Origin of the sequence: Aquibacillus koreensis, assembly GCF_025154055.1 — a bacterium.
Taxonomy (GTDB): domain Bacteria; phylum Bacillota; class Bacilli; order Bacillales; family Amphibacillaceae; genus Aquibacillus_C; species Aquibacillus_C koreensis.
The window spans coordinates 96,650-121,624 of the sequence record NZ_JAOALK010000033.1 but is presented as its reverse complement, the minus strand read 5'-3'; the positions used below and the strand labels follow the sequence as shown (position 1 = coordinate 121,624).

The window sequence follows — 24,975 nt, the reverse complement described above, 5'->3', positions numbered from 1 at the left end:
TAACAAATAACTGGTATTTTTATTGTTTTGATGCGAAGCAATATCTGTCATCTATGGCAAATACATAATTTTATGAGGTGCATAATGAAAAAGCTAGTCAACTTGCGTAACAAATCAGCATTGAATTTTAAGACCATTCGAGGAAGGATTTTATTTGGTTTTTCCTTTATCGTGGCGCTAATTATTGTATATGGAGGTTATACAACTTTCAATTCAACACAAATTAGTAATGAATCAAAGGATATTGCAGAATTTCAACTTCCCTTACTTATCGCAGATGAAGCACTTGCCTTTAATATATCTGAGAGAATTGGTTTAACAAGAGCATATGTTTTAAATGGGAATGAAGAGTACAAGCAACAATTTGAACAATTAACAGAGGAAAGTGAAGTCCTACAACAAGAAGCGTTGGGATTATCAGACTCTGAAGTATTTACAGAGTTAGTAGGAAAAAGTGATTCTTGGGAGCAAGCAGTATATCAATTTGTCTTTAACGAATATGACGCAGGAAATATTGAAGTCGCGCAGCAAAATTTAGAAACAGTAATTAAGCCAGTTGCCGATGAGGTGATTGTTGGGTTCAAAGAACTAATTAATCAAAGAGAGCAACAAATAGAAGCAGCGGCTGGCGACTTGAACCAACAAAGTCAAACATCTATTGTGGTTGGAGCAATTTTAACCATTGTTGTGGCAATTTTAAGTATAGTGATTGCTTTGTTCGTTTCGGTAATTATTTCTAAACCAATTAAAAGAGTTAGTGAACGTATGAATCAAATGGCAGCTGGTGATTTAAGTGGGGAACCATTGGGGATTAAATCTAAAGATGAAGTCGGCCAATTAGTGGATGCAACGAATCAAATGAATAGGAACATCCGTGACCTATTAAGTGAAATTAGTGTTGTGTCAGGTACTGTATCGGGTCAAAGTGAAGAGTTAACACAGGCTTCAAATGAAGTGAAAGAAGGCGGTACTCAAATTGCATCTACCATGCAACAATTGTCTTCTGGAGCTGAAACACAAGCAAGTACAACAAACGATTTGCAATCATCCATGTCTAATTTTATTGATAAAATTTATGATGCAAATGAAAATGGGGAAATGGTGCATCAATCATCAAAACAAGTGCTAGCCTTAACGCAAAATGGTAGCCAACTAATGAAATCTTCTATTGACCAAATGAGTGCCATCGATCGCATTGTTAAAGATGCTGTAGACAAAGTGAAAGGATTGGATCAACAGTCACAAGAGGTTACGAAATTAGTTAGTGTAATCAAAGATATTGCCGAACAAACCAATTTGTTGGCTCTAAATGCAGCTATTGAAGCAGCCCGTGCAGGTGAACATGGGAAAGGCTTTGCTGTAGTAGCTGATGAAGTTAGAAAGCTTGCGGAACAAGTATCGATATCTGTAACGGATATTACGCAAATTGTTCAAAACATCCAAACGGAAACGGGAGCTGTAACAGCCTCACTTCAAGGTGGGTACACAGAAGTGGAGAATGGAATGAATCAAGTAGTAACAACAGGTGAAACTTTCGAGGAGATCAATGGTAGCTTGAGTGAGATGGCGGCTGGTGTAAGACAAATATCAGAGAATTTAGCAACTATTGCAGGTAATAGTGATGCTATAAATGAGTCTATTGAAGAAATTGCATCGGTCTCAGAGGAATCTGCTGCAGGTATTGAACAAACAGCTGCATCTGTACAACAAACAAGTAGCTCAATGGACGAAATTGCAAGCAGTTCTAACCAACTTGCAAAGTCAGCAGAGAATTTAAATGATTTAGTTGCTAGATTCAAGTTGTAATATAAAGCAGTAAATCCGTACACAAAAAAGTCAGTCAATTTACAAGAGAGCGTTGATTTTTGTCGAATAAAGAGGTATTCTTTATTTAATAATACGATAGTCCTAGTTAATCGTTTATAATCTAGTACTGTAAATATATCTATCTCGTGTCTATGTAAATGGCAATAGGATGCTATACCTACAAGAAGGATAGCAGAGGGGGGAAAAGTATGACTACATCTAAAGAAGCGAACATTAATCACATCATTAAAGAAGTTTACAATGGCACAATTAAATCTATTAATAATGTTATACCTATTGAGAACACGATTGGCGGCCCTCAATTAATAGAAAAACCCTTAAAAGTAGAATTTGGGGTTATGATAGGATTTACAGGGGATTTAAAGGGAGAATTAGTTGTAAAATCTACGTCAAATGTGTTTGCAAGTATAGGAGAAAAGATGTTTGGCATGCCTTTGTCTGACGAAATGCTAGATTCTTTTTCAGGAGAGTTAGGTAACATGATCGCAGGAAGCTTATCTACACAAATAGCTGAAAGTGGTATACATACGGATATCACACACCCAACTGTCCTTAATGGAAGTACGAGTCTATCGGGTTTTAAAAGAGCTTTATTAGTAAATGTAAATTATCCTTCTATAGGAGATATGCAAATCAACTTACTTTTAAACCAATAAATAAAGATAATAAAGGAGGTTGTATGTAATGGCAGACGCTATCAAAATAATTATTTTTAAGTTGCACAATCAAGAATATGGCGCAAATATAACTCAAATTCGCTCCATAGAGAAGTTACAAGATGTTGTTAAGGTACCTCAAACATCTGATTTTATCAAAGGAATTATCAACTTGAGAGGCCAGGTTACTCCAATTATTGACTTAAAACAGCGTCTTGGAATGCAAGAAACGGAAAAAACAGATCAAACAAGAGTATTAATTGCGAGCATGAATAATATTGAGGTTGGATTGATTGTTGATAGTGCAACAGATGTAATTGATATTGAAACAAGCTTGATTGAGGAAACACCAGAAATGGTTCAGGGTGTTGATTCAAAGTACTTAAATGGTGTTGCAAAGTTAGATAATCGATTATTACTATTACTAGACTTGGAAAATGTATTGAATTATAAAGAGATCGACGAAGTAAAGCAAGTAATTGAAGATTAAATTGTAAAAAGATAAAAGTGGGGGAAAAAAATGGCAAGAGTTTTAATTACAGATGATGCAGCATTTATGAGAATGCAACTTAAAAATATCTTTACTTCTCAAGGACATGAAGTAGTAGGGGAAGCAGAAAATGGCCAAGTAGCAGTGGAGAAGTATAAAGAGTTAAAACCTGACCTGGTTTCCATGGATATCACCATGCCAGAAATGAACGGAGTAGAAGCCGTGAAACAAATTAAGAGTATAGATCCAGGAGCAACCATTGTTATGTGCTCAGCAATGGGACAACAACAAATGGTTCTAGAAGCTATACAAGCAGGTGCAAAGGATTTTATTGTAAAACCATTTGATGAAGAGAGAATTAAACAAGCTTTATCAAAGATTTTCTAAAGAAGCTAAATTACTACATAAAATGTGTTATGGACTAGCTAATTAGAAGAATCTACGTAATAGATTCTTCTAATCTTGCTTCTCGTAATGCACATTCTCTGGAATCAAGTTGATTTTTTGTTCAAACTATATCTGTTCAATAATTCTTATCTGTGAAAAACGACTTAGTTCCGGTTACAAACGCAGATTAATCCACTTACATAACTCCTAGAATAACTAGCCTAAGTCAAATAATCCAAATAGTTTTTTGTCTTATAATGATAGCGGTTACAACAACACTGCTATTTCATATTACAAAAGATATATAAAAAAAAGAGGTGTGGGGATGAAAAAGTTCTTATCTGAATTACGTATAAAAGGAATTGAATTATTTAAGAAGAAGAATAAAAGTCCGAAGAAAAAAGAATTAAAGGATAAGGCAAAGAAAGAAAAACCGGTAAAAGAAAAAAGTGAAAATGGGAAAGGAACTACAAACCTTCTTGCTTTCAAAAGTATCAGAGCGCGTATCATGTTTGGATTCTCGATTGTAATAGCGTTAGTAGCTATACTAGGTATTACAATAGGATTATCAATGAACGCAGTTAAAAGTGATACAGAGAGAATTATGGATGAAGAATTACCTATACTACTTGCAAATGAAAAACTACAAATTAATATTACAGAGCGGATCAGTGCAGCGCAAGCCTACGTTTTATATGGAACGCCTAACTATGTACAACGTTTTGATAACCTATCAGAGGAAAGTATCGAATTAGAGCAATCATTATTAGATAGTATGCAAGATACTACTGAATTAGAGGCTATCATAAGTCAAACAAGAGATTTAGAGGAATATATTCGTAATGATGTGTTCCAAGCTTATGCTGATGGTAAAGAAAATATGGCTGGCCTTAATTTAGGTACGGTTAACTCAAAATATGTAGCAATTCGATCTGCATATATGACATTTGTAGAGGATCAAGAAACGACGATGGAAAATAAAGGAAAGGACCTTGTTTCATCTGCAAATGCTTCGATGATCGTCACGGTAGTTATATCTGTGTTGGTTATACTTGTTAGTGTTGCAATTGGTTTCGTGGTAAACCTTATCTCTAAACCAATTAGACAAGTAAGTGAACGAATGGAACAAATAGCTAATGGAGATTTAAGCCACGATCCGTTAGAAAGTAAGTCAAGTGACGAGATTGGTGTATTAGTGGCAGCAACGAATAAAATGAATGAGAACTTACAAGAGCTTTTAGGGAAGATTAGCAATGTATCTGATTCTGTTTCAGGTCAAAGCGATTATTTAACACAAGCAGCAAGTGAAGTGAAAGAAGGAAGTTATCAGGTTGCTTCTACGATGCAAGAATTGTCCTCTGGTGCTGAAACACAGGCAAATCATGCAAGTGAGTTAGCTACAGCGATGGCTACTTTCTCTGAAAAGGTAAACCAGGCTAATATTAGTGGGGAAGTAGTATATGAATCATCTCAAGAAGTTTTAGGTTTAACACAAGAAGGGCGAAATGCAATGGATCTATCTATCAGTCAAATGAAAATGATTGATCAGATTGTGCAAGAAGCTGTAGATAAAGTAAAAGGGTTGGATCAACAATCACAAAAAATCACAAAACTAGTAGGTGTGATAAAAGATATCGCAGATCAAACCAATTTACTTGCTTTAAATGCTGCGATTGAAGCAGCCAGAGCAGGGGAACATGGAAGAGGTTTTGCTGTAGTAGCTGATGAAGTTAGAAAACTAGCAGAACAAGTATCACTATCGGTAACTGATATTACACAAATCGTTACAAGTATCCAGAGTGAAACAAATAGTGTTACAGATTCATTAACTGGTGGGTATAAACAAGTAGAAGGTGGAATGAATCAGGTCATCTCTACTGGTGAAACATTCGAGCGAATTAATAATGCATTAATTGAAATGAGTGAAGGAATCAAATCGATTTCTACTAATCTTTCTGATATTGCATCAAATAGTGAGGAAATGAATAAATCAGTAGAAGAGATTGCTGCAGTTTCGGAAGAGTCAGCTGCTGGTATTGAGCAAACATCAGCATCTGTACAACAAACAACAACATCGATGGAAGAAGTCTCTGCAAGCTCTAAAGAGTTAGCTGGCTTAACAGAAAGTTTGAATGACTTAATTGCACGTTTTAAACTGAAGGAATAGTGAAAGGAGCTCGGTCAATATTACTTTGGCCGGGTTTTCTTTATAGGTATGATGCTGATACGATTATGGTCATCCAACAAGGAGAAATAGCTGAAGAGGGAATTTATCATCAGTTGATCTCTAAAAAGGGAATCTATTATAAGATGATTAGAAATCAAATTTAGTTAACACAGCAAGTGTAAACATAGAATGCTTAGCCCTTACCAATACTGGGCTAAGCTATTTTATTTTATAGGATTGTTTTTTCTATTTTAAAATAAAGAAGGTTCATAAGGCTTTTTACTTTCCCGGTACATTGATCTTATGTATTCCCTTTTACTATTGTAGGTAATGTGTTTCTAAAGCGCTTTACATAAGGTATAAAGTATGTGATTAGTGCTCCTGTTACAAGCGCATTAATTAAAGTACCAATACCAATCGCACCGTCAAAAAAGAAAGCTAATACTACCAATACTAAGCTGATACAAGCTCTGGAGTACGTTACACTCCAACCAGTTAGTTTTGACATGACTAACATAGAACGATCTAAAGGATTAGGTGCGAATTTCGATTGCAGGTATGTAGCAACACCGACTCCAGTTAATAGAATCCCTAAAGTTAAACAGATATACTGACCGATCCAACTAGATGGTTCAATCCAACCTCTTATAAGAAAGAGCCAAAAGTCTATACCAGCTCCCGTAATGAGTGAAGTGAGCAATGCAAGGTATTCAGGTTTCTTTTTTTCTGCAAGTGCATTGCACAGGACCATGGTTAACCCTACTACTATTTCCCAACTTCCAATCGTTAATCCGAATGTGCGATGTAACCCTACTAAAAGTGCATCAAATGGTGATGCCCCTAAGGTGGATTGAATGGTAAGTGCAATCCCAAGTGTAAGTATGAGAATTCCACTGACAAAAAAGAGAAAGCCTTCTCTAATAAATCGCATGATCAAGCAGTCCCCCTTTTTTACTCCAATTTTAAGATGTTCATCAATTTTATACCAATTATGTAATGATAAGACTTAATGACCTATATTTCAATTGATTACACCTGTGCAAATACTCGGATAAGATAGTGGATTATCTGGTACAGCTTATGTATCATTTAAGTAACAACTATTATTGGAGGGATGAAAATGGCTGATTTATTTACACCTTTTATAAAGAACGAGCGGCACAGTGAGTTATATCAACGGGCTTCAAAGCTTGCTGTAAAAGTGAAAGAAAGAGTAAAAGATTCAGAGGAAAGTGCGACATTCTCCATAGATAACTTACGAGACTTGAAAGCAGATGGGTATGTTTCTTTACCTTTACCGAAAGCATTTGGTGGTGAGGACTTAAGCTTATATGAATTATTGTTGATCCAGGAAAAATTAGCAGTTGGAGACGGTGCAACAGCGTTATCTATTGGTTGGCATATGGGAGTTGTCATGGAACTTAGTGAACAAGCACTTTGGTCAGATGACAAGTTTATCATGATTGCAAAAGAAATAAGCGAACAAAAAGCGGTATTAAACCGAGCGGCTACAGAACCAGCAACTGGAAGTCCAACAAGAGGTGGAATTCCTGAAACCAAAGCAATTCGAAACGGTGATACGTACACAATTAATGGTAGAAAAACATTTACAACGATGGCTAGCGTATTAGATTATTTTATTGTATCTGCATTTGTAGAAGATCAAGGTGCTGTAGGATGGTTTCTCATTCATAAAGATACCCCAGGAATTCGAGTAGAGCATACATGGGATACGTTAGGGATGAGAGGAACAGGTAGTGATGACTTAGTATTAGAGAATGTTGTCTTGAAGGAAGATATGTTAGTGGAAGTTAACCAGAAGAAGAAGTCGGCACCTAAAGGTTGGTTATTACATATACCTGCTTGTTACCTAGGAATAGCTATTGCTGCAAGAAATGATGCAATTGAATTCGCTAAGAATTTCCAACCGAATAGTTTAAAAACGCCTATTTCAGAGGTACCCCATGTAAGACAAAAAATCGGTGAAATGGACTTAAAACTAATGCAAGCCCGCCACTTCATGTATGCTATTGCAGAAAGATGGGATCAATATCCGGAACAACGAGAAAGTTTAGGTGCAGAGCTTGCGGCAGTTAAGACAGTTGCGACAAATATTGCCAATGAAGTCGTAGATCTTGCTATGCGAATAGTGGGTGGCAGAGGCTTATCTAAAAACCTTGCTTTTGAACAGTATTACCGAGATGTAAGAGCTGGATTACATAATCCACCTATGGATGACATGGTTATTCAAATGCTCGCAGGTAACGCGCTAAGAGATTAAACTTTTCAAATTTTGTTCATAGCGTATTGCTCCACATCGTAATATAAATATATAGATGATGGAGGGGATTATATTGGCTATCGTAAACCCTAAACAGGAGTACACTTATGAACAAATGGAAAAAGACATCGATATGTTACAACAAACATATCCAGATATCATTACAAAAGAAGTTATTGGTTATTCTGTTGATGGAAGAAACATATATGCAATAAAGTTAGGTACAGGAAAAGCTGAAATATTTTTGAACGGTGCACATCATGCAAGGGAATGGCTAACCACATGTTTATTAATGCATATGCTAGAGACCTACAGTAAAGCATATACAAACAAAGCGAAGATAGGTGCTTATGATGCGCATCATATTTTATCTAACACAGCCGTATGGTTTGTGCCGATGGTGAATCCAGATGGGGTAATGCTTGTACAACAGGGACATAAAAGTGCTAGCAATCCAGAAAAAGTGTTGCTACTTAATGATGGGAGTGCTGACTTTTCGTCTTGGAAATCAAATATCCGAGGTGTAGATTTAAATCGGCAGTATCCAGCTGATTGGGATGAGATTGCTGATGATACGGGAAAACCTGGTCCAATGATGTATAAAGGTCCATATCCATTAAGTGAACCAGAATCCAAGGCAATGGTTGATTTCACTTTAAAACATGATTTTAAAACAGCCGTAGCTTATCATTCATCAGGGGAAGAATTGTTCTGGAAATATAAAATCAGTGGAGAGCTTTTAAATACATCTAGGCGACTGGCAGAAATGATTTGTGATAAAACGGGTTATGAATTAGTTTTTCCAGGACAAAATCCGAGTGGTGGAGGATATACCGATTGGTTTTTGACACATATAAAACAACCAGGTTTTACACCAGAAATCTCACCATTGGTTGGTCCGAGGCCAGTTCCTTTAGAAAACTATGATAAAATTTGGAACGACAATAAAGAAGTGGGATTAATGCTAGCGCATGAAGTGAATCTTAATAAAGAAAAAAGGTAAAGGAGAAAGGGTAACCCTTTCTCCTTTTGTATGGATTATGCATGCTTCCGTTGTAATTCATGCATAATGACATCTTCATATTCGCTTAGTAGCAAATGAAATATATGATTCCAAGTTTTTGATTGTGCATAGATAATTGCATTTTCAGACATATGTCTTCTCTTCTTTTCATCTGTAAGCAAACTAGTGATCGCGTCCATAAAGCTTTTCGTATCTAGAGGATTACATAGCATGCCGTTTTTGTTGTGTTGAATGATATGTTTCACACCACCAGCATTTGCACCAATAGCGGGTGTTCCTGATGCTAATGCCTCTAATACTACGTTGCCAAATGTTTCGGTAGAGGAAGGGAATACAAATAAATCAGATGCAGCATAAACGGTAGCCAAATCTTTTCCGTGTAAGTAGCCAGTTAAGGTGACAGAAGACGAGGCAAGTTGGTCTGTTAAGTCTTGTTTCAAAGGACCGTCACCAACAATTAGCCAATGAATTTGTTTAGAAACCTCGATTGGTAAGGATTTTATAATATTAACTAAACAAGGAATATCTTTTTCAGGGGAGAGTCTTCCTACATACGATAGTATATATTTCTCTTTTATTTGATATTTCTCACGAAGGTGTTGATGACTATAGTTCGAATGAAATTGTGAACGATCTATACCTCTTTCCCATATCTCAAGGTTATTAAAACCTCTACGCTTTAACTGGTGTAATGTGTCTAAGGAAGGAACAAATATTTTTTCCATTGGACGATGAAACCACGTAAGGTATTTCCATAATGCATTCGATAGTTTTCCTAACTTATAGTACGTTAAATATTTATCAAAATCCGTATGATAAGAACCGACTAAAGGGATGTTAAACTTTTGTGCGTATTTAATTCCGCATAATCCAATACTGAACGGTGTAGCAACATGGATAATATCTGGAGCAAATTGCTTTAGCTCTGCTTTCACATGTAACCAATTTGGAATGGAAAAACGACACTCAGGATAAAGAAGAAATGGGATACTCGTGTGATGGTAAATATTTGCTGAACCTCCTACTGTTTTAGAGCTCTTAGGTGCAAATACTTTATAGTTATGTCCGCACAATTCTAAGAAATCGGTGAAACGCTGCAGCGTTTTCGCAACCCCATTCACATCAGGACTATAAGTATCCGTAAAGATCGCTATATTCATATTCATCACTCCTCTGTTGAATAAATTGTTCCTATAATAAAGATATAAAGGCAAAATGTTAAATTCGACCTTATTTAGTTAAGAAACCGTTAAGATTCTGTTTACTTCAATTAATATTTTTATTCTATAGGAGATTATTTTTTATGTGGTTTGTGATGGAAATGCGAGTATTCTCTCTATTATCGGGATGAAAACAGTGATTGTTATGTAAATAAGGGTTCATTGCCGCAAGAGGATTTTGGCGGTCATGAAAGCCCTTATTTGATCAAAATCTATGAACATACAATGTTCTAGCATTTAATCTACAGGACCAGAAGATTCATTACTTGTGGTTGGCAAAATGAACTGGAATACGGCGCATGTAATATAGAAACTGGCAAAAGCAGCAGATAAGAAAGGGATTCTTCTTAAAAGAATCCCTTTATAAAAGGCATATGTTATTAGTGATCTTCATCCCTCTTTTTATGCAGTTCAATTATGTCTTTATCCGGTTGTTCTTCTGAAAATTCGGTTTGAAAATTGTTTGCTGTATAGCTTCTATTAACATAAATTACTTCTTCTTCTCCTAATACTTTATTTTGCATATACAAGTGAAATACTGCTTCAGAAGAACTGATTAAGATGGCACTAAAAAAGGAGAGGAAGAGAATTCCGTTTCCTGGTGGTTCAAATAGCATGTTACTAAGTAACCAAATAGCTATAAATGATAATCCGAAATCAGAAATGGTAGCAATCAAATTCCCAAACCTTGGTAAAATGTACAAATCCCCTATTACATATGCCAAGCCTGTTACTAACACACTTAGGACAAAAATATCGGCCAACGAAGCTGAATAGAACACTGCTAAAATTGAAAATAAAACAATGCTGATGACAATGAATTTTATAGCTAATGCTTTTAAATGTTTCATGTTGACCACCTTTCAAGAAATTACTACTATTATTTACAAAAATTCAAGAGCTATGTAATAAACCTAAACCATATTTTATCCAGGATATAGGTAGAAATTAACTTGATAATGGTAATGCTACTAGTGGGTGATGTTATGGAAGGTGAATATATAAAATACTTGTCAAAAGAAGATATAAAAAAATATGAAGCGTTTAGAAAAAAACTTTTCGAATCAGAGGATATGGAACAAATGAAACAAATCATCCCTTATTTAGCCTTGTTAAAGGGGAAAGCTTATGCGAATTATGAAGCTGTCAACAAAAGCTCGGATAATTAAATAAGACAATATCGTGAATTTTAATGATCAAACGTTGAACGAGTTATTATTCTGCTATAATTATGTTAAACCTTTGGTTAGGAGATATTGGAATGTTCAATAAGATACTATTAGCTTCGGATGGATCTGAACACGCAATAAGAGCTGCGGATAACGCAATAGCCCTAGCAAGAAATATTCATGCAAAAATAACAATAGCTTATGTCGTTGATATTAAAAAGTCAAAAGCTAATGTATTACATAATAGAAACTCGATTTGTGTAGAGCGTAATCGTAAAGAGCTCCTAATGTTAACAGAGCAAAAGATGAAACGAGAAAATGTGAAATATGAAGTAAAGATACTATCTGGTGAAGCTGGTCCCACCATCGTAAAATATGCAAATGAAAATGATGTAGATATTTGTGTTATTGGAAGCAGAGGCTTACATTCACTTCAAGAAATGGTACTTGGAAGCGTAAGTCATAAGGTTGCAAAACGAGTAGCATGTCCTGTTATGATTGTGAAATGAAGAACTAGGCACCGACATGCCTAGTTCTGTTTTTTTTGGTAGTAGGAGAAAATTGGTTATTGGTTTTTATATTGTGGCTCTTGTGACTCGATGTATTGTAAACGAGCTTTCAAGTTATCTAGAATTTGTTGCTGTTGATTACCTAAATTTTGAAACATTTGTTTAGCCGTTTGATCTTGTGTTTCTAGCGCAAAGCTGTGTAAACTCGCTAGGGCACTTTCACAACTAGAAATTGCTTGTTGCATTTGTGTACCTACAGTCAATGTAATCACCTCCTCCATAACATGTTTCCCCTGATAAGTTGTATTATGAAATTTATTTAATCTCCCTATTTGAAGAAATTTATAAATTTTTGACGAATAGAATAAATTCCATCGACAAAATGATGTTTGAGTCCATATCATTTAGGAAATAGAACTACTATAGCTTCTATCTAGCCGAAACTATAGGGAGGGATTTTAATGAAGCTAGAAGGAAAATTAAAGGAATTACAGAACGTAGAGTTAGAAAAACCAAACAGTGTGTTTAGCATGTACTTAAACACAGATCCAGCTGATCCTGAAGGTCAGGGATCGCAATGGAGGATACAGTTAAAAAATGGTTTAAACAGTTTTGAGAATTATTTAGAGCGTAGTGATGACAAAGAGGAATTAAAGAACTTTAGAAAAGTACGCAAACAAGTTGATGATTATGTTAATCATAATCACATGAAATTTCAAAAGAGTGTAATCCTTTTTGCCTCCCCGGATCAGTCAGTATGGTTCGCAGAGAGTTTGCAGATGCGTGTAAGGACAGAGTTTTTCTGGCAGGAATCCCCGGTAACCGATCAATTATATCAACTAAAATCCATGTTCCCTAAATTAGGTATTATTTTAGTACAACAAAGCCAAGTGAAGGTTATTGAAGCAGAGTTAGGAAGTATTTTAAATACTGAGCATTATGAACTAGATATAGATACGGAAGATTGGCGCCAACATGCTGGACCGAGACCCCATTCAGATACGGGGAAAGGCGGAAAGAATCTACAGACGGATCATTTTGATGAGCGGTTTAAAGCCAATCAGAAGCGTTGGTACAAAAGCATTGCTCCTAAGTTGGACAAGCTCGCCAAGGACCACGGATGGATGAGAATTTATATTGCTGGTGACAAAGATGAAGCCAAAGATATCGCTCATTATATGAATAAGCCAATTGATAAATTGGAGAATCGAAATATTCTTGAACATGATGAGTTAAAAGTGATTGAGCAAGTTGTAGCATAAAAGAAGACCATCCTGATCTATTGGTTAGGATGGTCTTTTACGTCAATATTATAAAAATGAGAATGACAGCACTAAAACTTATAAATAAGGATGTAAGTATATAAATAAATGCTTGTTTTAGATGGCCCGCTTGCAACATCGTTAATGTCTCCGTACCAAACGTTGAAAATGTTGTGTAGGAACCACAAAAACCAGTACCAAAAAGTAGCCATAAGTCAGCATGTAAATATTCCTTTTCCCAAAACACAAAAAGCAGTCCGAGTAAAAGTGAGCCGCTAATATTAGCAATCCATGTACCATATGGCTTTAACGGGGTTCGATTAAAAGCCAAACTAATTTGATATCTACAAATTGCACCTATAAATCCACCAGAAGCAACAAGTAATAAGTTCACTTGTTTTTCTCCTTTCTAGTTGAGAGTGTATATCCAAGGTAACAACAGAATAGACCGCCAAAAACTTGAGCAAATACGTATAATATACTTATGTAATAGCTCTGATGCCACAGGTTGATTGTTTCCACCGAAAAGGTAGAAAATGTGGTAAAAGAGCCGATGAATCCCGAGGTAACCGCTGTTATAAGAATTGGAGGTAGCAGTTTACGTAAGACAATATGATTCGTAATGAAAGCCAACAAAAAACAACCAATTACGTTCACCATAAGCGTAGCATAAGGGAAACCCTCCGAGTAGGTTATCCCTGAAATCCAGTACCGAGCAGATGCACCTAATGCGCCACCTAGTCCAATTAAAAGGAATAAACTGAATCGGCTTCGTGTTATTGACATCCTGGACATAATCCATAGATTTCGAATTTATGATCTTGGATGGCGAAACTTTTCAATTCCTCTTGAATATCATCCATTGGGCATCTGTGGATTTCTTTTGTTACACCACATTCTTTGCAAATAAAGTGATGATGATGGTGATGGTCACACTTCATTCGAAAATGTTTTTCTCCATTTAATTCTGTTGCTTCTAGAATATCCACGTCACTAAATAAATGAAGATTCCTATAGATTGTATCGAAACTAATGCCTTCATAGTTTGGCTCCATATATTGCAATAGGTCCTTCGCCGTTCGATAGCGGTTCTCTACCGCAAAGAAAGTAAGCATTTCTTCTCTTTTTCCAGTATATTTATAACCTTTTTCTTTGAGTATATTTAATGCTTCTTGAACGTTCATGCGATCGCCTTCCTTTTTAAACGTGTAAGCTTTAGCCGTTTGTATAAGATCGTAATGATTAAGATTAAGACTGAAGTTAATACAATCGTTCCACCAGGAGGTATTTCGAAATAATACCCAGCTACTAATCCTATAATAACAGATATTTCGCCAAAAATAACAGAAAATAAAATCGATTGCTTAAAGCCTTTTGCAATCCGGATACTCGCTGCTACAGGTAACGTCATAAGTGCAGAAACTAAAAGTACACCAACAATTCGTATGGATGCTGCAATAACTAGGGCAGTTAAAACGATAAAAAGGAAGTGTATTCTTTTAGCATGGATCCCGGATACTACCGCGTGTTCTTCATCAAAGGAGAGCATAAATAGTTCTTTATAAAATAAAAGCAAAACAGTAATAACAATGATTGCAATAACGAGAATAGAGAAGAAATCATTTCGGCTTACCGCAGAAACCGAACCAAATAAATAACTATATAAATCTGTGTTAAACCCGTCTGCAAGTGAGATGAATACGACACTTAACCCAACCCCACCGGATAGGATAATGGGAATGGCAAGTTCTTGGTAAGCTTTGTACACGCGACGCAATCGCTCGACAAACACAGATCCTATAACTGAAAATCCCATTCCTGCATAAAATGGGGTGATAAAAGTAACCATATATTTTTTTTCAAGAAAAAGCCCGAATGCAATTCCAGCAAGTGTCACATGGGAGAGAGCATCGGCAATAAGAGATAATCGTCTTACAACAATAAATGTGCCGAGTAATGGGCCAATAAGTCCAATTAGTAATCCTGTATATAACGTGTTTTGTAAAAATTCATATTCAAAAAAATCTGCAATCATATCATGTCCTCCGTTTAATGGTTGTGGGTCACGACGTTTAACGGATGCCCGTAAAAATGAGAAAGGTCATGTTCAGATAAACGAGTAAACTCAGTTGGATTTCCGTGGAAATGTAAAGCTTTATTCAAACAAACAATATCCGTAGCGTGGTGAGTCATGGTTCCGATATCGTGTGTGACTAGTAACAATGTAATTTGTTGTTTTTCATTCAAATGATGTAATAAATCATAAAACTTTTTCACGTTTTCCGCGTCCACACCGACGGTTGGCTCATCTAAGATTAGCAATGCAGGATTACTAACTAAAGCTCGTGCAATAAATACACGTTGTTGTTGACCACCAGATAAGTCTCCTATATTTTCATGTAGATATTCTGACATCCCAACCTGTTCAACTGCTTCTTCAATCTTCTGCTTATGCGCTTTTGTGAAAAATTTAAGATATCCGACTTTTGGCGTTAAGCCCATCGATACGACTTCTTGCACAGTAGCAGGAAATCCGCGATTAAAAGCATTTGCCTTTTGTGAGACAAAACCAATCTTGTTCCACTGTTTAAACTTATGAATTGGCTCACCAAATAGGTGAATAGAACCACTCTGCAATTTATTAATACCAAGTAACAGTTTAATGAGTGTTGTTTTTCCCCCGCCGTTTGGTCCGACAAGCCCAATAAAAGCCTGTTTTTGAATCGTAAAATTAATATGATCTAAAGCATGCTTATTTTCATAGGTGTAACTAACATCTTTCATTTCAACAATAGGATTCGACATTATACATTCTCCTATCTTTCTATTTAGTCGCTTGGTCAATTACTTCGATATTTTTTTCCATAAGAGAGAAGTAATCTTCACTGTTTTTTATATCTTCATCTGTAAGGACAGCTAAATTGTGAATGAACAAAGAACTAGCCCCAATTTCATTTTGAATGTTTTTAGCAACTTTTTCAGATATATTTTGTTCAAATATCATATAGTTTAAATTATATTGCTTCGCTTGGTCCATAATGCGCACCAGTTCTTGCTGTGAAGGCTCATTATTTGCTGCTACGCCTTTAACTGCAATTTGTTCTAAACCATATCGTTGTTCCCAGTATCCATATGCTGCGTGGGATACTAATATTTTTTTCTGTTCTTTATCTGCTAATACATCTTGGAAATTTGAATCTAATTGTTGTAGCTCTTTTTCCAAGGCGTGGAAGTTATCGTTTATTTTCATTTCTTGTTCAGGTAACAACTCGTTAAGTTCAGCTTTTACAATCGATGCTAAAGTAATCATACGGATTGGATCTAACCAGATGTGTGGATCGTGATCCCCGTGTGCATGCCCATCATCGTGAACATCATCTTCATGGCTGCCATGATCGTGTGATTCATCATGGTCATCTCCGTGACCTTGTGAATCGGATAGGTCTTCAAACAGCTCTTCGTGTAAGCCAACTTCTATTAAGTTGGTATTCTCTCCATTTAAAGCATTAGCGATTGTATCTGAAAATGCTTCTAAGTTGGAACCAAGATAAATAAATGCATCACCTTTAGCAATGTCAGTCATGTTTTTTGCTGAAGGTTCATAAGAATGTGCGTCTGTTCCAGGTGGATAGATTGAAACTGTTTCCACCGTCTCTCCTGCTAATTGGTCGACAATATATTGGATAGGATATATAGTTGTATAAATGATTGGTTTCTCAGTATCCTGATTTGTGCTAGATGCTTGGTTACATCCTGCTAATAGAATAATAAAAAACGAAATACATAATATAATAGATTTCTTCATTAGTTCTCCCTCATGTCATTCTGTTAAATAATATTTGTGCGTTATGCCCAATGTCATTCTATCGTAATCATTCCTATTTGTAAATGAGAATTGTTTCGATTTGATTAATAAGGGAGAATTTTTAGAAGCATGTAAAGAAGAAGTGGTCCTAATGAATAGGACCACTTCTATTCTAATGAATTGGAAATTGGCTTGTATAGCCTGTAAACTGTTGGTGTGCTTGCTGTATTTTATTTTGATCTGCAGCCTCTAAGCTATACCAACCATTTTTAAACATTAGATTATAGAGGTTTCTCTGGCAATCTTGTGTTTCTCGGAAAATAGAAGCAACGTCTTGATAAATTGCCTGGTTACTTGCCTCATTTAGTGCAGTGCTATATGCGTCAGTCATATATTTTTCGGTAGTAAGCATATCATTCACAAAATCTCGATCGTTCATTTGTGGCGTCTTAGGGACTTGTGTTTCAGGATTTTTAATTTTTTGACTTTGCTGATTCATTTGGAATCTCCTTTCTTACATTAAGGATTGCTGATTTTGATTATTTAAGTGCTGTAAAATCTTGTTGTAGTGATTTTGGTGCATTTGGCAAACCTGTTCTAATGCATTTTTCACTTCTGGGATTGTACATTGTTGAGCGAAAAAGTGTGCCTTTTTAGTCGCATTAAGATTCCATGAAAGCATATCTGTTAAATATAGTAAGTCTTTCGAACTTACTTGATTGGGCGGTTGCGGCATTATTTGATTTTGGTTTTGACCCATCATTTGATTTTGTTCTTGCTGTTGCATAGTTGTTAACCTCCTTGGTAAAAAACTCAATCAAATCAATATTAAGTTCTCCTTTCGAAAAGGATAATATGCTTGGAAAACTTTCGAACATGTGGCGGAATATTGACTATCCAATAGAAAACTTTCAAAACAAGTCATAAGAGAGTTATTGAAGGGAAAGTTAAAAAAGCATCAAATATCCCTAAAAATGATTGCGAAAAGTCAGAAAATAACTTATAGTATTAAGTAGATGAAGATACGAAACGGTTATCTTCTTTTTTTAACAACCAATTATGAATGAGTATTCATTCAAATAAGTTAGGGGGAAGTGGAATGGAGCATCAGATTCGTCGTGCTGCTGTGATTGGATCAGGAATTATGGGATCAGGGATTGCAGCTCATTTAGCGAATATAGGCATACCAACATTAATGCTCGATATTGTACCTCAAGCGTTAACGGCTGAGGAAGAAAGTAATCGCTTATCATTAGAAAGTAAAGCTGTTCGAAATCGTTTAAGTGACAAAAGTAAAAAAGCATTAACGAAACAAAAACCATCTCCGATTACAACTAAAAAAAGTCTAGAACTTATTTCTACGGGAAACTTAGAGGACGATTTAGACAAATTAGCTGAGGTTGATTGGATCATAGAAGTTGTGGTTGAAAATTTATCCGTAAAGAAAAAAGTTCTAAATATAATTGATGAGCACAGAAAGACAGGAAGCATCGTAAGCTCTAATACTTCAGGTATTTCCCTAGAACAAATGGTTCGTGATTGTTCCGATGACTTGAAGGAAAACTTCTTAGGCACTCATTTCTTTAATCCACCAAGATATTTAAAACTACTGGAAGTCATCCCTACAAAATGGACAAATGATAATGTCTTATCCTACATGAAGCAATTTGGAGAAGATCGTTTAGGTAAAGGTGTTGTCGAAGCAAAAGATACTCCAAACTTTATAGCTAATCGAATCGGTACTTATGGCTTGTTAGTAACAGTTAGAGAGATGTTAGAACAAGGACTATCTGTCGGAGAAGTCGACTCTGTTACTGGGCCAATGATTGGACGTCCGAAAAGCGCTACTTTTCGAACTTTGGATGTTGTTGGATTAGACACATTTGCACATGTCGCTAACAACGTGTTTGAACAAGTGGACGGCAAAGAAAAAGAAATATTCCGAATACCGGATTTTATGGCAAAAATGCTCGATCATAAATGGTTAGGGGCAAAAACCGGGCAAGGATTCTTTCTTAAGCAGAAAAAAGAAGGTAAAAGCATTATCTATCAATTGAACCCACAAACAATGGAATATGAAGATAATGTAGCATTAAAAACAAAAGCGACAGCGCTTGCTAAACAAGAAAAAGGAACAAAGCGAAAAATGAAAGCGCTTTTATCTGTGCCGGGTGATCCTGCTAGTAATTTTGTTTGGTCTATCATTAAGCCAGTACTAATGTATTCTGCTGAACTTAAAGGTGTCATTGCTGACGATATTCTTTCCATAGATCAAGCAATGCGATGGGGATTTGGATGGGAGTTAGGCCCTTTTGAGTTATGGGATGCACTAGGATTTGAAGCTACATTAAATAGAATGGTTGATGAAGGTGAAGTAGTACCAGATTGGATAACAGAAATGAAGGATCGTAATGTGGAAAGCTTCTATAAAAAGGAAAATGGCTGTATTCATTTTTATGATAAAGGTGAATACAAAGAGCAAGTCTTTAATCATAAAGAAATCAACTTACATTTAACGAAACAAAAACGTGGTGTGATTAAACAGAATACCGGAGCAAGTTTAATCGACATAGGTGATGGAGTAGCTTGTTTAGAGTTTCAATCGAAAAGTAATGCGATTGGAATGGATATTCTTCAAATGATCAACCAATCCATTGAAGAGGTAGACAAAAATTATGAGGGGCTCGTGATCGGGAATCAAGGAAAAAATTTCTGTGTTGGAGCAAACATCGCGATGATGTTAATGGAAGCACAAGATGGCAACTTCTTTGAGATTGATATGGTCGTTCGTAAGTTCCAAAATACGATGATGCAGATTAAATACGCTTCTAAACCTGTCGTTGTAGCACCATTTGGCATGACACTTGGTGGAGGCGCTGAAGTTTCCTTACCAGCAAGCTCGCTTCAAGCTGCGCAAGAAACATATATGGGATTAGTAGAGTTTGGTGTTGGATTAATCCCTGGTGGAGGCGGTAACAAGGAGCTATACCTCAAACATATAAGGAATTTACCTGATGTAAAAGAGATGGATTTACTTCAAATAGCAAATACCGTCTTTGAAACGATTGCCATGGCAAAGGTATCTACCTCTGCACAGGAAGCAAGGGAAAATGGTTTCCTTAATAGACAAGATGGAATATCGACTAATCAAAGTCATTTAATCCATGACGCAAAACAAAAGGTGCTTAGCTTACGAAAAGCGGGATATGTTGCTCCTGAAGCTGAAAAAGTTCCAGTTGTAGGTGAAGCGGGATATGCAGCAATGCTTCTAGGAGCAAAGCATCTAGCACAGGGTGGCTATGCATCCGAACATGATTTGAAAATGGCTGAGAAATTAGCGTTTGTGATTGCGGGAGGGAAAATTAAGCAAGGTACTTACGTAGATGAACAATATTTACTGGATATAGAAAGAGAAGCGTTCTTAAGTTTAATTGGAGAACCGAAAACGCAAGCACGAATGCAGCACATGCTAATGAAGGGTAACCCATTACGTAACTAAATTCGAAAAGGAAAGAGGGGAAGGATTGTGAAGGAAGCTGTTATCGTTTCAGGAGCTCGCACACCAGTAGGCAAAGCAAAAAAAGGATCTCTTGCGCACGTTCGTCCAGATGATCTAGCAGCCTTAACCATAAAAGAAACGCTAAAAAGAGCTGGGAATTATGAGGGTAATATTGATGATATCATTATAGGTTGTGCCATGCCAGAGGCGGAACAAGGGATGAACATGGCAAGAAATATCGTTGGTTTAGCAGGACTTCCTATTACGGTTCCTGGGATTACCATTAACCGTTATTGCTCATCTGGACTGCAAAGTATTGCTTATGCTGCTGAACGAATTATGTTAGGAACAAGTAATACCGTGATTGCAGGTGGGGCTGAATCGATGAGTTTAATACCGATGGGTGGTCATGTAATTAAGCCTAACTTGACTTTGGTAGAGCATGCGCCTGGCTATTATATGGCTATGGGACATACGGCAGAAGAAGTAGCAAAACGGTTTGCTATTTCTAGAGAGGATCAAGATGCTTTTGCTACAAGAAGCCATCAACGGGCAACAAGAGCTTTACAAGAAAGAAAATTTATAGACGAAATTGTTCCAGTAGAAGTGATGCATCGACAAATAGATGCCGAAAATCGTGTGCAAGAGCGTAAAGTTTTGTTTGAAATGGATGAAGGCGTTCGTCCAGAAACAAGCGTGCAAGGATTAGCGAAATTGAGACCTGCTTTTGCGCTAAAAGGTACGGTTACTGCAGGTAATGCATCACAGATGAGTGATGGTGCTGCATCTGTGTTAGTGATGGAAAAAGAAAAAGCATTGGCAGAGGGGTTGAAGCCATTAGTTAAGTTTCGTTCTTTTGCAGTTGCTGGGGTGGAACCAGAAATTATGGGCGTTGGTCCTGTAAAAGCAATTCCAAAAGCTGTGGAACAGGCAGGTTTGTCCTTGTCTGATATTGGTTTATTTGAGTTAAATGAGGCATTTGCATCACAAGCCATTCGTGTTATTCGTGAACTGAATTTAGATGAAGATAAAGTGAATGTAAATGGAGGCGCAATTGCATTAGGGCATCCGCTCGGTTGTACAGGAACAAAGCTAACGCTTAGTTTAATCCATGAAATGAAACGAAGAAATGAGCAGTTTGGTGTGGTAACGATGTGTATTGGTGGCGGTATGGGTGCTGCCGGAGTCTTTGAACTATTATAAGGGGAGTGAATGAGATGGGAGAAACAAAAGCAAAAATTTTTAAAGGTGGCGCATTTATTGTTGATGATTTTCAACCAGAAGATATTATGACCCCAGAAGACTTTAATGATGAACATCAAATGATTGCGAAGACGACAGAAGATTTTATTGTTGGGGAAGTCCTTCCTAAAATAGATAACCTTGAGAATCATGAGTTTGAGCATTCCGTAAGCTTGTTAAAGCAAGCGGGTGAACTAGGATTGTTAGGTGTTGATGTTCCAGAAGAATATGGAGGTCTTGGTTTAGACAAAATTAGTTCTTCCATTATTACAGAAAAATTCTCGCGGGCTGGTGGTTTTTCTGTCACACATGGCGCACATGTTGGCATCGGGTCTTTACCAATTGTGTTTTTTGGAAACGAGAATCAAAAGCAAAAGTACTTACCACAATTGGCAACTGGCGAGAAGTTAGCGGCTTATGCACTTACCGAACCTGGATCTGGTTCAGACGCATTAGGTGCAAAAACAAATGCTAAGTTAAACGAAGCTGGTACCCATTATATTTTAAATGGTGAAAAGCAGTGGATTACGAATGCAGCTTTCGCAGATGTATTTATTGTATATGCGCAAGTCGATGGAGATAAGTTCACAGCGTTTATAGTGGAACGTGATTTTCCTGGGGTATCGACAGGACCGGAAGAAAAGAAAATGGGGATCAAGAGCTCTTCGACAAGAACCGTTATCCTAGAGGATGCAGAAGTTCCTGTCGAGAACGTTCTAGGTGAAATAGGAAGGGGGCATGTCATTGCTTTTAATATATTAAATGTAGGTAGATACAAGTTAGCCGTTGGCGGAATTGGTGGTGCGAAGCGTGGAATTGAGCTATCAGCCACTTATGCAAACCAACGAAAACAATTTAAAACAGCGATTGCTAACTTTACCCTTATCCAAGAAAAACTAGGTTCCATGGCAACCGATACGTATGCAAATGAAAGTGCCGTGTATCGAACAGTTGGATTATTTGAACAGCGGATGGGGAATCTAACACAGGATGAATTGAACGATGGAAAAGAAGTTGCAAAATCCATTGCGGAATACCAATTGGAGTGTTCGCTTAACAAAGTATTTTCAACTGAATTAATGGATTATGTTGCAGATGAAGCTGTACAGATCCATGGTGGTTACGGATTTATGCAAGAGTACGAAGTAGAGAGAATGTACCGTGATTCACGGATACAACGAATCTTTGAAGGGACGAATGAAATAAATCGCTTGCTTATTCCAGGGACATTATTGAAAAAAGCGTTAAAAGGAGAGCTTCCAATATTAGCAAAAGCACAAGCACTGCAGGAAGAACTCATGATGATGATGCCGGAAGAAGTAGGTACTGCTACACTAGAAAAAGAGAAATATTTACTGAAAAATGCAAAGAAAATTGGATTGCTTGCAGCTGGTTTAGCAGCTCAAAAATATGGCACTAAATTAGAGCAAGAGCAAGAAATCTTAGTTAACATCGCTGATATTGTGGCTGAAGTCTATCATATGGAATCAGCAATTTTAAGAACGGAAAAAGCAATTCAAAACCAAGGAGAAGAAAAATCGGGACAGAAGATTCTTTATACCGAGGTTTATGTACAAGAAGCATTTAACCGTATTGAAGCACATGCAAAAGAAACGGTTATTGCAAGTGAAACGGGAGATACACAAAGAATTACTTTATCTGCCATGCGAAAGTTAACAAGACACGATCCAACGAATGTAATTGCTAAGAAAAGAGAGATTGCGAGAAACATATTAAAAGAGGAAAAATATATCGTATAAGTACCGAAAAATCCTTATCTTTATAGATAAGGGTTTTTTGATGCAGTGGGTTTAGGGAGCAGCTGTTACTTCGTATTTGATATAAAATGCGACGTAGTACTTTTATAAAAAAAGGTAACTGCTATGAAACCGTTCCGGCAGAATACATCGCTTTCCGAGGAGGAATCACGAAAAATCCCTAAACCCGGATTTTTCTAAGTTCAGATTCCTCTTATGGGCCCGGCTTCAGCCTCCTCAGAAGCAAAGAGCGCTTCTTCCGGGGTCTTCAGACTCGTGCTTTTCCCATAGGAGTCTACGCATTCTGCCTCCACTGATCCAGGATTCCATTTTAATAGTTTACTTTTAGTATTTTAACTATGTGTATAATACTGGCTTACTTCTCACTTAGCTAGAAAGCCTATCCTAGCGGAAGAAAAGTGCGAGACTCCTGTGGGAAAGGAACAGTCTGAAGACCCCACAGTGAGCGATCTGTGCGAGCGAGGAGGCTGAAGCGTTCCCCACGGAAAGCGAGCACTTTTCTGCAGCGACGGTATCACCACTCATCTTGAAAAGGATGGAAGAAAACAAACCGAAAGTTAAGACGGAGTTTATATAAAAATAGTAATAAACATTCGTTCTTCACAAAACATCAGATCAATAAATAAGACGAGGTAGGAGACATTAATATATATCAGTAACGAAATCATTTGCGTACACAAGAGTAGCAACAATTAAATCGTATGAATAAACAAATAATGGTTAATATGATAAAATATGTCGAAGAGGAGGTTGAGTTATGGCACTAACTTTTTATTGGTACCCAAAGTGTGGTACATGTCAAAAAGCAAAGAAGTGGATAGAACATAATAATATTGATTATAATGCTATACATATAGTGGACAATCCACCAACTAAGCAAGAATTGAAAACACTTGTTGATAAAAGCCAACTTCCACTCAAAAAGTTTTTTAATACGAGTGGAAAAAAATATCGTGAGCTAGGCTTGAAAGACAAATTGAAGGAAGCAAGTGAAGATGATATGTTAGAATGGTTAGCATCAGATGGTATGCTAATCAAAAGACCTATCACAACAGACGGTTCGAGCGTTACCGTAGGTTTTAATGAAGAGACTTTTGAGCAAACTTGGAAATAAAGGTTAAGCTAACAGAATGCTTTAACTACATAACAGATTTTAATAATGGAGGTTTTTGAACATGAATTTACCAAAAGATTTACGTTATTCAGAAGAGCACGAATGGGTAAAAGAAGAAGGAGACAAAGTAAGAATAGGGATTACAGAGCATGCACAGTCAGAACTTGGCGACATTGTTTTTGTAGAACTACCAGAAGTTGGTGACGAAGTGGAAGCAGACGAGCCATTTGGTAGTGTAGAATCAGTGAAAACTGTTTCAGAGTTATATGCACCAGTAAGTGGTAAAGTGGTTGAAGTTAATGAAGAATTGGATGATAGCCCTGAATTTGTTAATGAATCACCATATGAAAAAGCTTGGATGATTGTGGTAGAGCCTAGTGATCGTTCACAATTAGATGATTTAATGACTGCAGATCAATATAAAGAAATGATAGAGGAAGAATAGATAATCTCTTATTTTTCCTTGTATATGCATGAAAAGTAAAGAAAGAAATACAATGTTATAAGAGCTCAATTTAATCCCTTGTTACAAAAAGAGTAACAAG

The 24,975-nt window shown here is 36.6% G+C and carries 27 protein-coding genes; 15 read left to right on the top strand and 12 right to left on the bottom strand.

Going from position 1 to position 24,975, the window contains the following annotated elements; genetic code table 11:
- Positions 1–84 precede the first annotated feature (84 nt).
- The 5 genes from NYQ66_RS09280 (at position 85) to NYQ66_RS09260 (ending at position 5,527) form a co-directional block, all read left to right on the top strand.
- A complete protein-coding gene (locus NYQ66_RS09280; RefSeq protein ID WP_259869053.1) occupies positions 85–1,806 on the top strand; it encodes a methyl-accepting chemotaxis protein in 1,722 nt (573 codons plus the stop codon).
- Between the two features lie 209 nt (positions 1,807–2,015).
- On the top strand, positions 2,016–2,483 hold the full coding sequence (locus NYQ66_RS09275; RefSeq protein ID WP_259869052.1) for a chemotaxis protein CheX: 468 nt from the start codon (positions 2,016–2,018) through the stop codon (positions 2,481–2,483).
- Between the two features lie 28 nt (positions 2,484–2,511).
- Positions 2,512–2,973 (top strand): chemotaxis protein CheW, encoded by a 462-nt coding sequence (locus NYQ66_RS09270; protein ID WP_259869050.1) that lies wholly within the window; start codon positions 2,512–2,514, stop codon positions 2,971–2,973.
- 30 nt (positions 2,974–3,003) lie between these two features.
- A complete protein-coding gene (locus NYQ66_RS09265) occupies positions 3,004–3,360 on the top strand; it encodes a response regulator (protein ID WP_259869049.1) in 357 nt (118 codons plus the stop codon).
- Between the two features lie 325 nt (positions 3,361–3,685).
- Positions 3,686–5,527 carry a methyl-accepting chemotaxis protein gene (locus tag NYQ66_RS09260; protein ID WP_259869048.1) on the top strand — a complete coding sequence of 614 codons (1,842 nt, stop codon included), beginning with the start codon at positions 3,686–3,688 and terminating at the stop codon, positions 5,525–5,527.
- A gap of 301 nt (positions 5,528–5,828) precedes the next feature.
- Here NYQ66_RS09260 and NYQ66_RS09255 read toward each other — a convergent pair whose 3' ends face one another.
- The gene (locus tag NYQ66_RS09255) at positions 5,829–6,458 is read right to left on the bottom strand and encodes a YczE/YyaS/YitT family protein (protein ID WP_259869047.1); all 630 of its coding nucleotides are present in this window, start codon (positions 6,456–6,458) and stop codon (positions 5,829–5,831) included.
- Positions 6,459–6,647: 189 nt separating this feature from the next.
- Here NYQ66_RS09255 and NYQ66_RS09250 point away from each other — a divergent pair, with 189 nt between their 5' ends.
- Together NYQ66_RS09250 and NYQ66_RS09245 are read left to right on the top strand one after the other, a co-directional pair.
- Positions 6,648–7,808, top strand: coding sequence for an acyl-CoA dehydrogenase family protein (locus NYQ66_RS09250; protein ID WP_259869046.1), 1,161 nt, complete (start codon positions 6,648–6,650; stop codon positions 7,806–7,808).
- A 73-nt stretch (positions 7,809–7,881) separates the two neighbouring features.
- Positions 7,882–8,811: a M14 family metallopeptidase gene (locus NYQ66_RS09245; protein WP_259869045.1), complete on the top strand. Its 930-nt coding sequence runs from the start codon at positions 7,882–7,884 to the stop codon at positions 8,809–8,811.
- Between the two features lie 35 nt (positions 8,812–8,846).
- Here the strand turns inward: NYQ66_RS09245 and NYQ66_RS09240 are convergent, their stop codons facing one another.
- Positions 8,847–9,992, bottom strand: coding sequence for a glycosyltransferase family 4 protein (locus tag NYQ66_RS09240; protein ID WP_259869044.1), 1,146 nt, complete (start codon positions 9,990–9,992; stop codon positions 8,847–8,849).
- Positions 9,993–10,432: 440 nt separating this feature from the next.
- Positions 10,433–10,903: a YndM family protein gene (locus NYQ66_RS09235; RefSeq protein WP_259869043.1), complete on the bottom strand. Its 471-nt coding sequence runs from the start codon at positions 10,901–10,903 to the stop codon at positions 10,433–10,435.
- A 102-nt stretch (positions 10,904–11,005) separates the two neighbouring features.
- On the opposite strand from NYQ66_RS09235, the gene NYQ66_RS09230 reads away from it, so the two are divergent.
- Together NYQ66_RS09230 and NYQ66_RS09225 are read left to right on the top strand one after the other, a co-directional pair.
- The gene (locus NYQ66_RS09230) at positions 11,006–11,221 is read left to right on the top strand and encodes a hypothetical protein (RefSeq protein ID WP_259869041.1); all 216 of its coding nucleotides are present in this window, start codon (positions 11,006–11,008) and stop codon (positions 11,219–11,221) included.
- A gap of 92 nt (positions 11,222–11,313) precedes the next feature.
- Complete coding sequence (locus NYQ66_RS09225; protein ID WP_259869040.1) at positions 11,314–11,730, top strand: universal stress protein; 417 nt, start codon at positions 11,314–11,316, stop codon at positions 11,728–11,730.
- A 56-nt stretch (positions 11,731–11,786) separates the two neighbouring features.
- On the opposite strand, the gene NYQ66_RS09220 is transcribed toward NYQ66_RS09225, so the two are convergent.
- A complete protein-coding gene (locus NYQ66_RS09220; protein WP_311202014.1) occupies positions 11,787–12,011 on the bottom strand; it encodes a DUF1657 domain-containing protein in 225 nt (74 codons plus the stop codon).
- 180 nt (positions 12,012–12,191) lie between these two features.
- Between NYQ66_RS09220 and NYQ66_RS09215 the strand changes: the two genes are divergently transcribed.
- Positions 12,192–12,992, top strand: coding sequence for a VLRF1 family aeRF1-type release factor (locus NYQ66_RS09215; RefSeq protein ID WP_259869039.1), 801 nt, complete (start codon positions 12,192–12,194; stop codon positions 12,990–12,992).
- Positions 12,993–13,029: 37 nt separating this feature from the next.
- Here the strand turns inward: NYQ66_RS09215 and crcB (NYQ66_RS09210) are convergent, their stop codons facing one another.
- From crcB (NYQ66_RS09210) to NYQ66_RS09175, 8 genes are all read right to left on the bottom strand, one after another.
- Positions 13,030–13,386, bottom strand: a complete 357-nt coding sequence (crcB, locus tag NYQ66_RS09210) for a fluoride efflux transporter CrcB (RefSeq protein WP_259869038.1) — start codon at positions 13,384–13,386, stop codon at positions 13,030–13,032.
- Entirely contained in the window at positions 13,383–13,778 is a 396-nt protein-coding gene (gene crcB, locus NYQ66_RS09205) for a fluoride efflux transporter CrcB (protein WP_259869037.1), read from the bottom strand. Before crcB (NYQ66_RS09205) ends, crcB (NYQ66_RS09210) begins: the two co-directional genes overlap by 4 nt.
- The gene (locus tag NYQ66_RS09200) at positions 13,769–14,176 is read right to left on the bottom strand and encodes a Fur family transcriptional regulator (RefSeq protein ID WP_259869036.1); all 408 of its coding nucleotides are present in this window, start codon (positions 14,174–14,176) and stop codon (positions 13,769–13,771) included. Before NYQ66_RS09200 ends, crcB (NYQ66_RS09205) begins: the two co-directional genes overlap by 10 nt.
- Positions 14,173–15,027 (bottom strand): metal ABC transporter permease, encoded by an 855-nt coding sequence (locus tag NYQ66_RS09195; protein WP_259869035.1) that lies wholly within the window; start codon positions 15,025–15,027, stop codon positions 14,173–14,175. Before NYQ66_RS09195 ends, NYQ66_RS09200 begins: the two co-directional genes overlap by 4 nt.
- Positions 15,028–15,041: 14 nt before the next feature.
- The gene (locus NYQ66_RS09190; RefSeq protein ID WP_259869034.1) at positions 15,042–15,797 is read right to left on the bottom strand and encodes a metal ABC transporter ATP-binding protein; all 756 of its coding nucleotides are present in this window, start codon (positions 15,795–15,797) and stop codon (positions 15,042–15,044) included.
- A 19-nt stretch (positions 15,798–15,816) separates the two neighbouring features.
- Positions 15,817–16,797 (bottom strand): metal ABC transporter solute-binding protein, Zn/Mn family, encoded by a 981-nt coding sequence (locus NYQ66_RS09185; protein ID WP_259869032.1) that lies wholly within the window; start codon positions 16,795–16,797, stop codon positions 15,817–15,819.
- Between the two features lie 172 nt (positions 16,798–16,969).
- Entirely contained in the window at positions 16,970–17,296 is a 327-nt protein-coding gene (locus NYQ66_RS09180; RefSeq protein WP_259869031.1) for a spore coat protein, read from the bottom strand.
- 15 nt (positions 17,297–17,311) lie between these two features.
- The gene (locus NYQ66_RS09175) at positions 17,312–17,584 is read right to left on the bottom strand and encodes a hypothetical protein (RefSeq protein WP_259869030.1); all 273 of its coding nucleotides are present in this window, start codon (positions 17,582–17,584) and stop codon (positions 17,312–17,314) included.
- A 312-nt stretch (positions 17,585–17,896) separates the two neighbouring features.
- On the opposite strand from NYQ66_RS09175, the gene NYQ66_RS09170 reads away from it, so the two are divergent.
- The 5 genes from NYQ66_RS09170 (at position 17,897) to gcvH (ending at position 24,875) form a co-directional block, all read left to right on the top strand.
- Positions 17,897–20,296, top strand: a complete 2,400-nt coding sequence (locus NYQ66_RS09170; protein ID WP_259869029.1) for a 3-hydroxyacyl-CoA dehydrogenase/enoyl-CoA hydratase family protein — start codon at positions 17,897–17,899, stop codon at positions 20,294–20,296.
- A gap of 27 nt (positions 20,297–20,323) precedes the next feature.
- Positions 20,324–21,499 carry an acetyl-CoA C-acetyltransferase gene (locus tag NYQ66_RS09165; protein WP_259869028.1) on the top strand — a complete coding sequence of 392 codons (1,176 nt, stop codon included), beginning with the start codon at positions 20,324–20,326 and terminating at the stop codon, positions 21,497–21,499.
- Positions 21,500–21,513: 14 nt separating this feature from the next.
- A complete protein-coding gene (locus NYQ66_RS09160; RefSeq protein WP_259869027.1) occupies positions 21,514–23,298 on the top strand; it encodes an acyl-CoA dehydrogenase family protein in 1,785 nt (594 codons plus the stop codon).
- A 775-nt stretch (positions 23,299–24,073) separates the two neighbouring features.
- A complete protein-coding gene (locus tag NYQ66_RS09155) occupies positions 24,074–24,430 on the top strand; it encodes an arsenate reductase family protein (protein ID WP_259869026.1) in 357 nt (118 codons plus the stop codon).
- Positions 24,431–24,491: 61 nt separating this feature from the next.
- A complete protein-coding gene (gene gcvH / locus NYQ66_RS09150) occupies positions 24,492–24,875 on the top strand; it encodes a glycine cleavage system protein GcvH (protein WP_259869024.1) in 384 nt (127 codons plus the stop codon).
- Positions 24,876–24,975 lie beyond the last annotated feature (100 nt).

What these genes read in the sequence shown, in the direction of transcription:
- NYQ66_RS09280 (WP_259869053.1), top strand. Translation starts at nt 85, where the DNA reads ATGAAAAAGCTAGTCAACTTGCGTAACAAATCAGCATTGAATTTTAAG.
- NYQ66_RS09275 (WP_259869052.1), top strand. Translation starts at nt 2,016, where the DNA reads ATGACTACATCTAAAGAAGCGAACATTAATCACATCATTAAAGAAGTT.
- NYQ66_RS09270 (WP_259869050.1), top strand. Translation starts at nt 2,512, where the DNA reads ATGGCAGACGCTATCAAAATAATTATTTTTAAGTTGCACAATCAAGAA.
- NYQ66_RS09265 (WP_259869049.1), top strand. Translation starts at nt 3,004, where the DNA reads ATGGCAAGAGTTTTAATTACAGATGATGCAGCATTTATGAGAATGCAA.
- NYQ66_RS09260 (WP_259869048.1), top strand. Translation starts at nt 3,686, where the DNA reads ATGAAAAAGTTCTTATCTGAATTACGTATAAAAGGAATTGAATTATTT.
- NYQ66_RS09255 (WP_259869047.1), bottom strand. Translation starts at nt 6,458, where the DNA reads ATGCGATTTATTAGAGAAGGCTTTCTCTTTTTTGTCAGTGGAATTCTC.
- NYQ66_RS09250 (WP_259869046.1), top strand. Translation starts at nt 6,648, where the DNA reads ATGGCTGATTTATTTACACCTTTTATAAAGAACGAGCGGCACAGTGAG.
- NYQ66_RS09240 (WP_259869044.1), bottom strand. Translation starts at nt 9,992, where the DNA reads ATGAATATAGCGATCTTTACGGATACTTATAGTCCTGATGTGAATGGG.
- NYQ66_RS09235 (WP_259869043.1), bottom strand. Translation starts at nt 10,903, where the DNA reads ATGAAACATTTAAAAGCATTAGCTATAAAATTCATTGTCATCAGCATT.
- NYQ66_RS09225 (WP_259869040.1), top strand. Translation starts at nt 11,314, where the DNA reads ATGTTCAATAAGATACTATTAGCTTCGGATGGATCTGAACACGCAATA.
- NYQ66_RS09220 (WP_311202014.1), bottom strand. Translation starts at nt 12,011, where the DNA reads ATGGAGGAGGTGATTACATTGACTGTAGGTACACAAATGCAACAAGCA.
- NYQ66_RS09215 (WP_259869039.1), top strand. Translation starts at nt 12,192, where the DNA reads ATGAAGCTAGAAGGAAAATTAAAGGAATTACAGAACGTAGAGTTAGAA.
- crcB (WP_259869037.1), bottom strand. Translation starts at nt 13,778, where the DNA reads ATGTCAATAACACGAAGCCGATTCAGTTTATTCCTTTTAATTGGACTA.
- NYQ66_RS09200 (WP_259869036.1), bottom strand. Translation starts at nt 14,176, where the DNA reads ATGAACGTTCAAGAAGCATTAAATATACTCAAAGAAAAAGGTTATAAA.
- NYQ66_RS09195 (WP_259869035.1), bottom strand. Translation starts at nt 15,027, where the DNA reads ATGATTGCAGATTTTTTTGAATATGAATTTTTACAAAACACGTTATAT.
- NYQ66_RS09190 (WP_259869034.1), bottom strand. Translation starts at nt 15,797, where the DNA reads ATGTCGAATCCTATTGTTGAAATGAAAGATGTTAGTTACACCTATGAA.
- NYQ66_RS09185 (WP_259869032.1), bottom strand. Translation starts at nt 16,797, where the DNA reads ATGAAGAAATCTATTATATTATGTATTTCGTTTTTTATTATTCTATTA.
- NYQ66_RS09180 (WP_259869031.1), bottom strand. Translation starts at nt 17,296, where the DNA reads ATGAATCAGCAAAGTCAAAAAATTAAAAATCCTGAAACACAAGTCCCT.
- NYQ66_RS09175 (WP_259869030.1), bottom strand. Translation starts at nt 17,584, where the DNA reads ATGCAACAGCAAGAACAAAATCAAATGATGGGTCAAAACCAAAATCAA.
- NYQ66_RS09170 (WP_259869029.1), top strand. Translation starts at nt 17,897, where the DNA reads ATGGAGCATCAGATTCGTCGTGCTGCTGTGATTGGATCAGGAATTATG.
- NYQ66_RS09160 (WP_259869027.1), top strand. Translation starts at nt 21,514, where the DNA reads ATGGGAGAAACAAAAGCAAAAATTTTTAAAGGTGGCGCATTTATTGTT.
- NYQ66_RS09155 (WP_259869026.1), top strand. Translation starts at nt 24,074, where the DNA reads ATGGCACTAACTTTTTATTGGTACCCAAAGTGTGGTACATGTCAAAAA.
- gcvH (WP_259869024.1), top strand. Translation starts at nt 24,492, where the DNA reads ATGAATTTACCAAAAGATTTACGTTATTCAGAAGAGCACGAATGGGTA.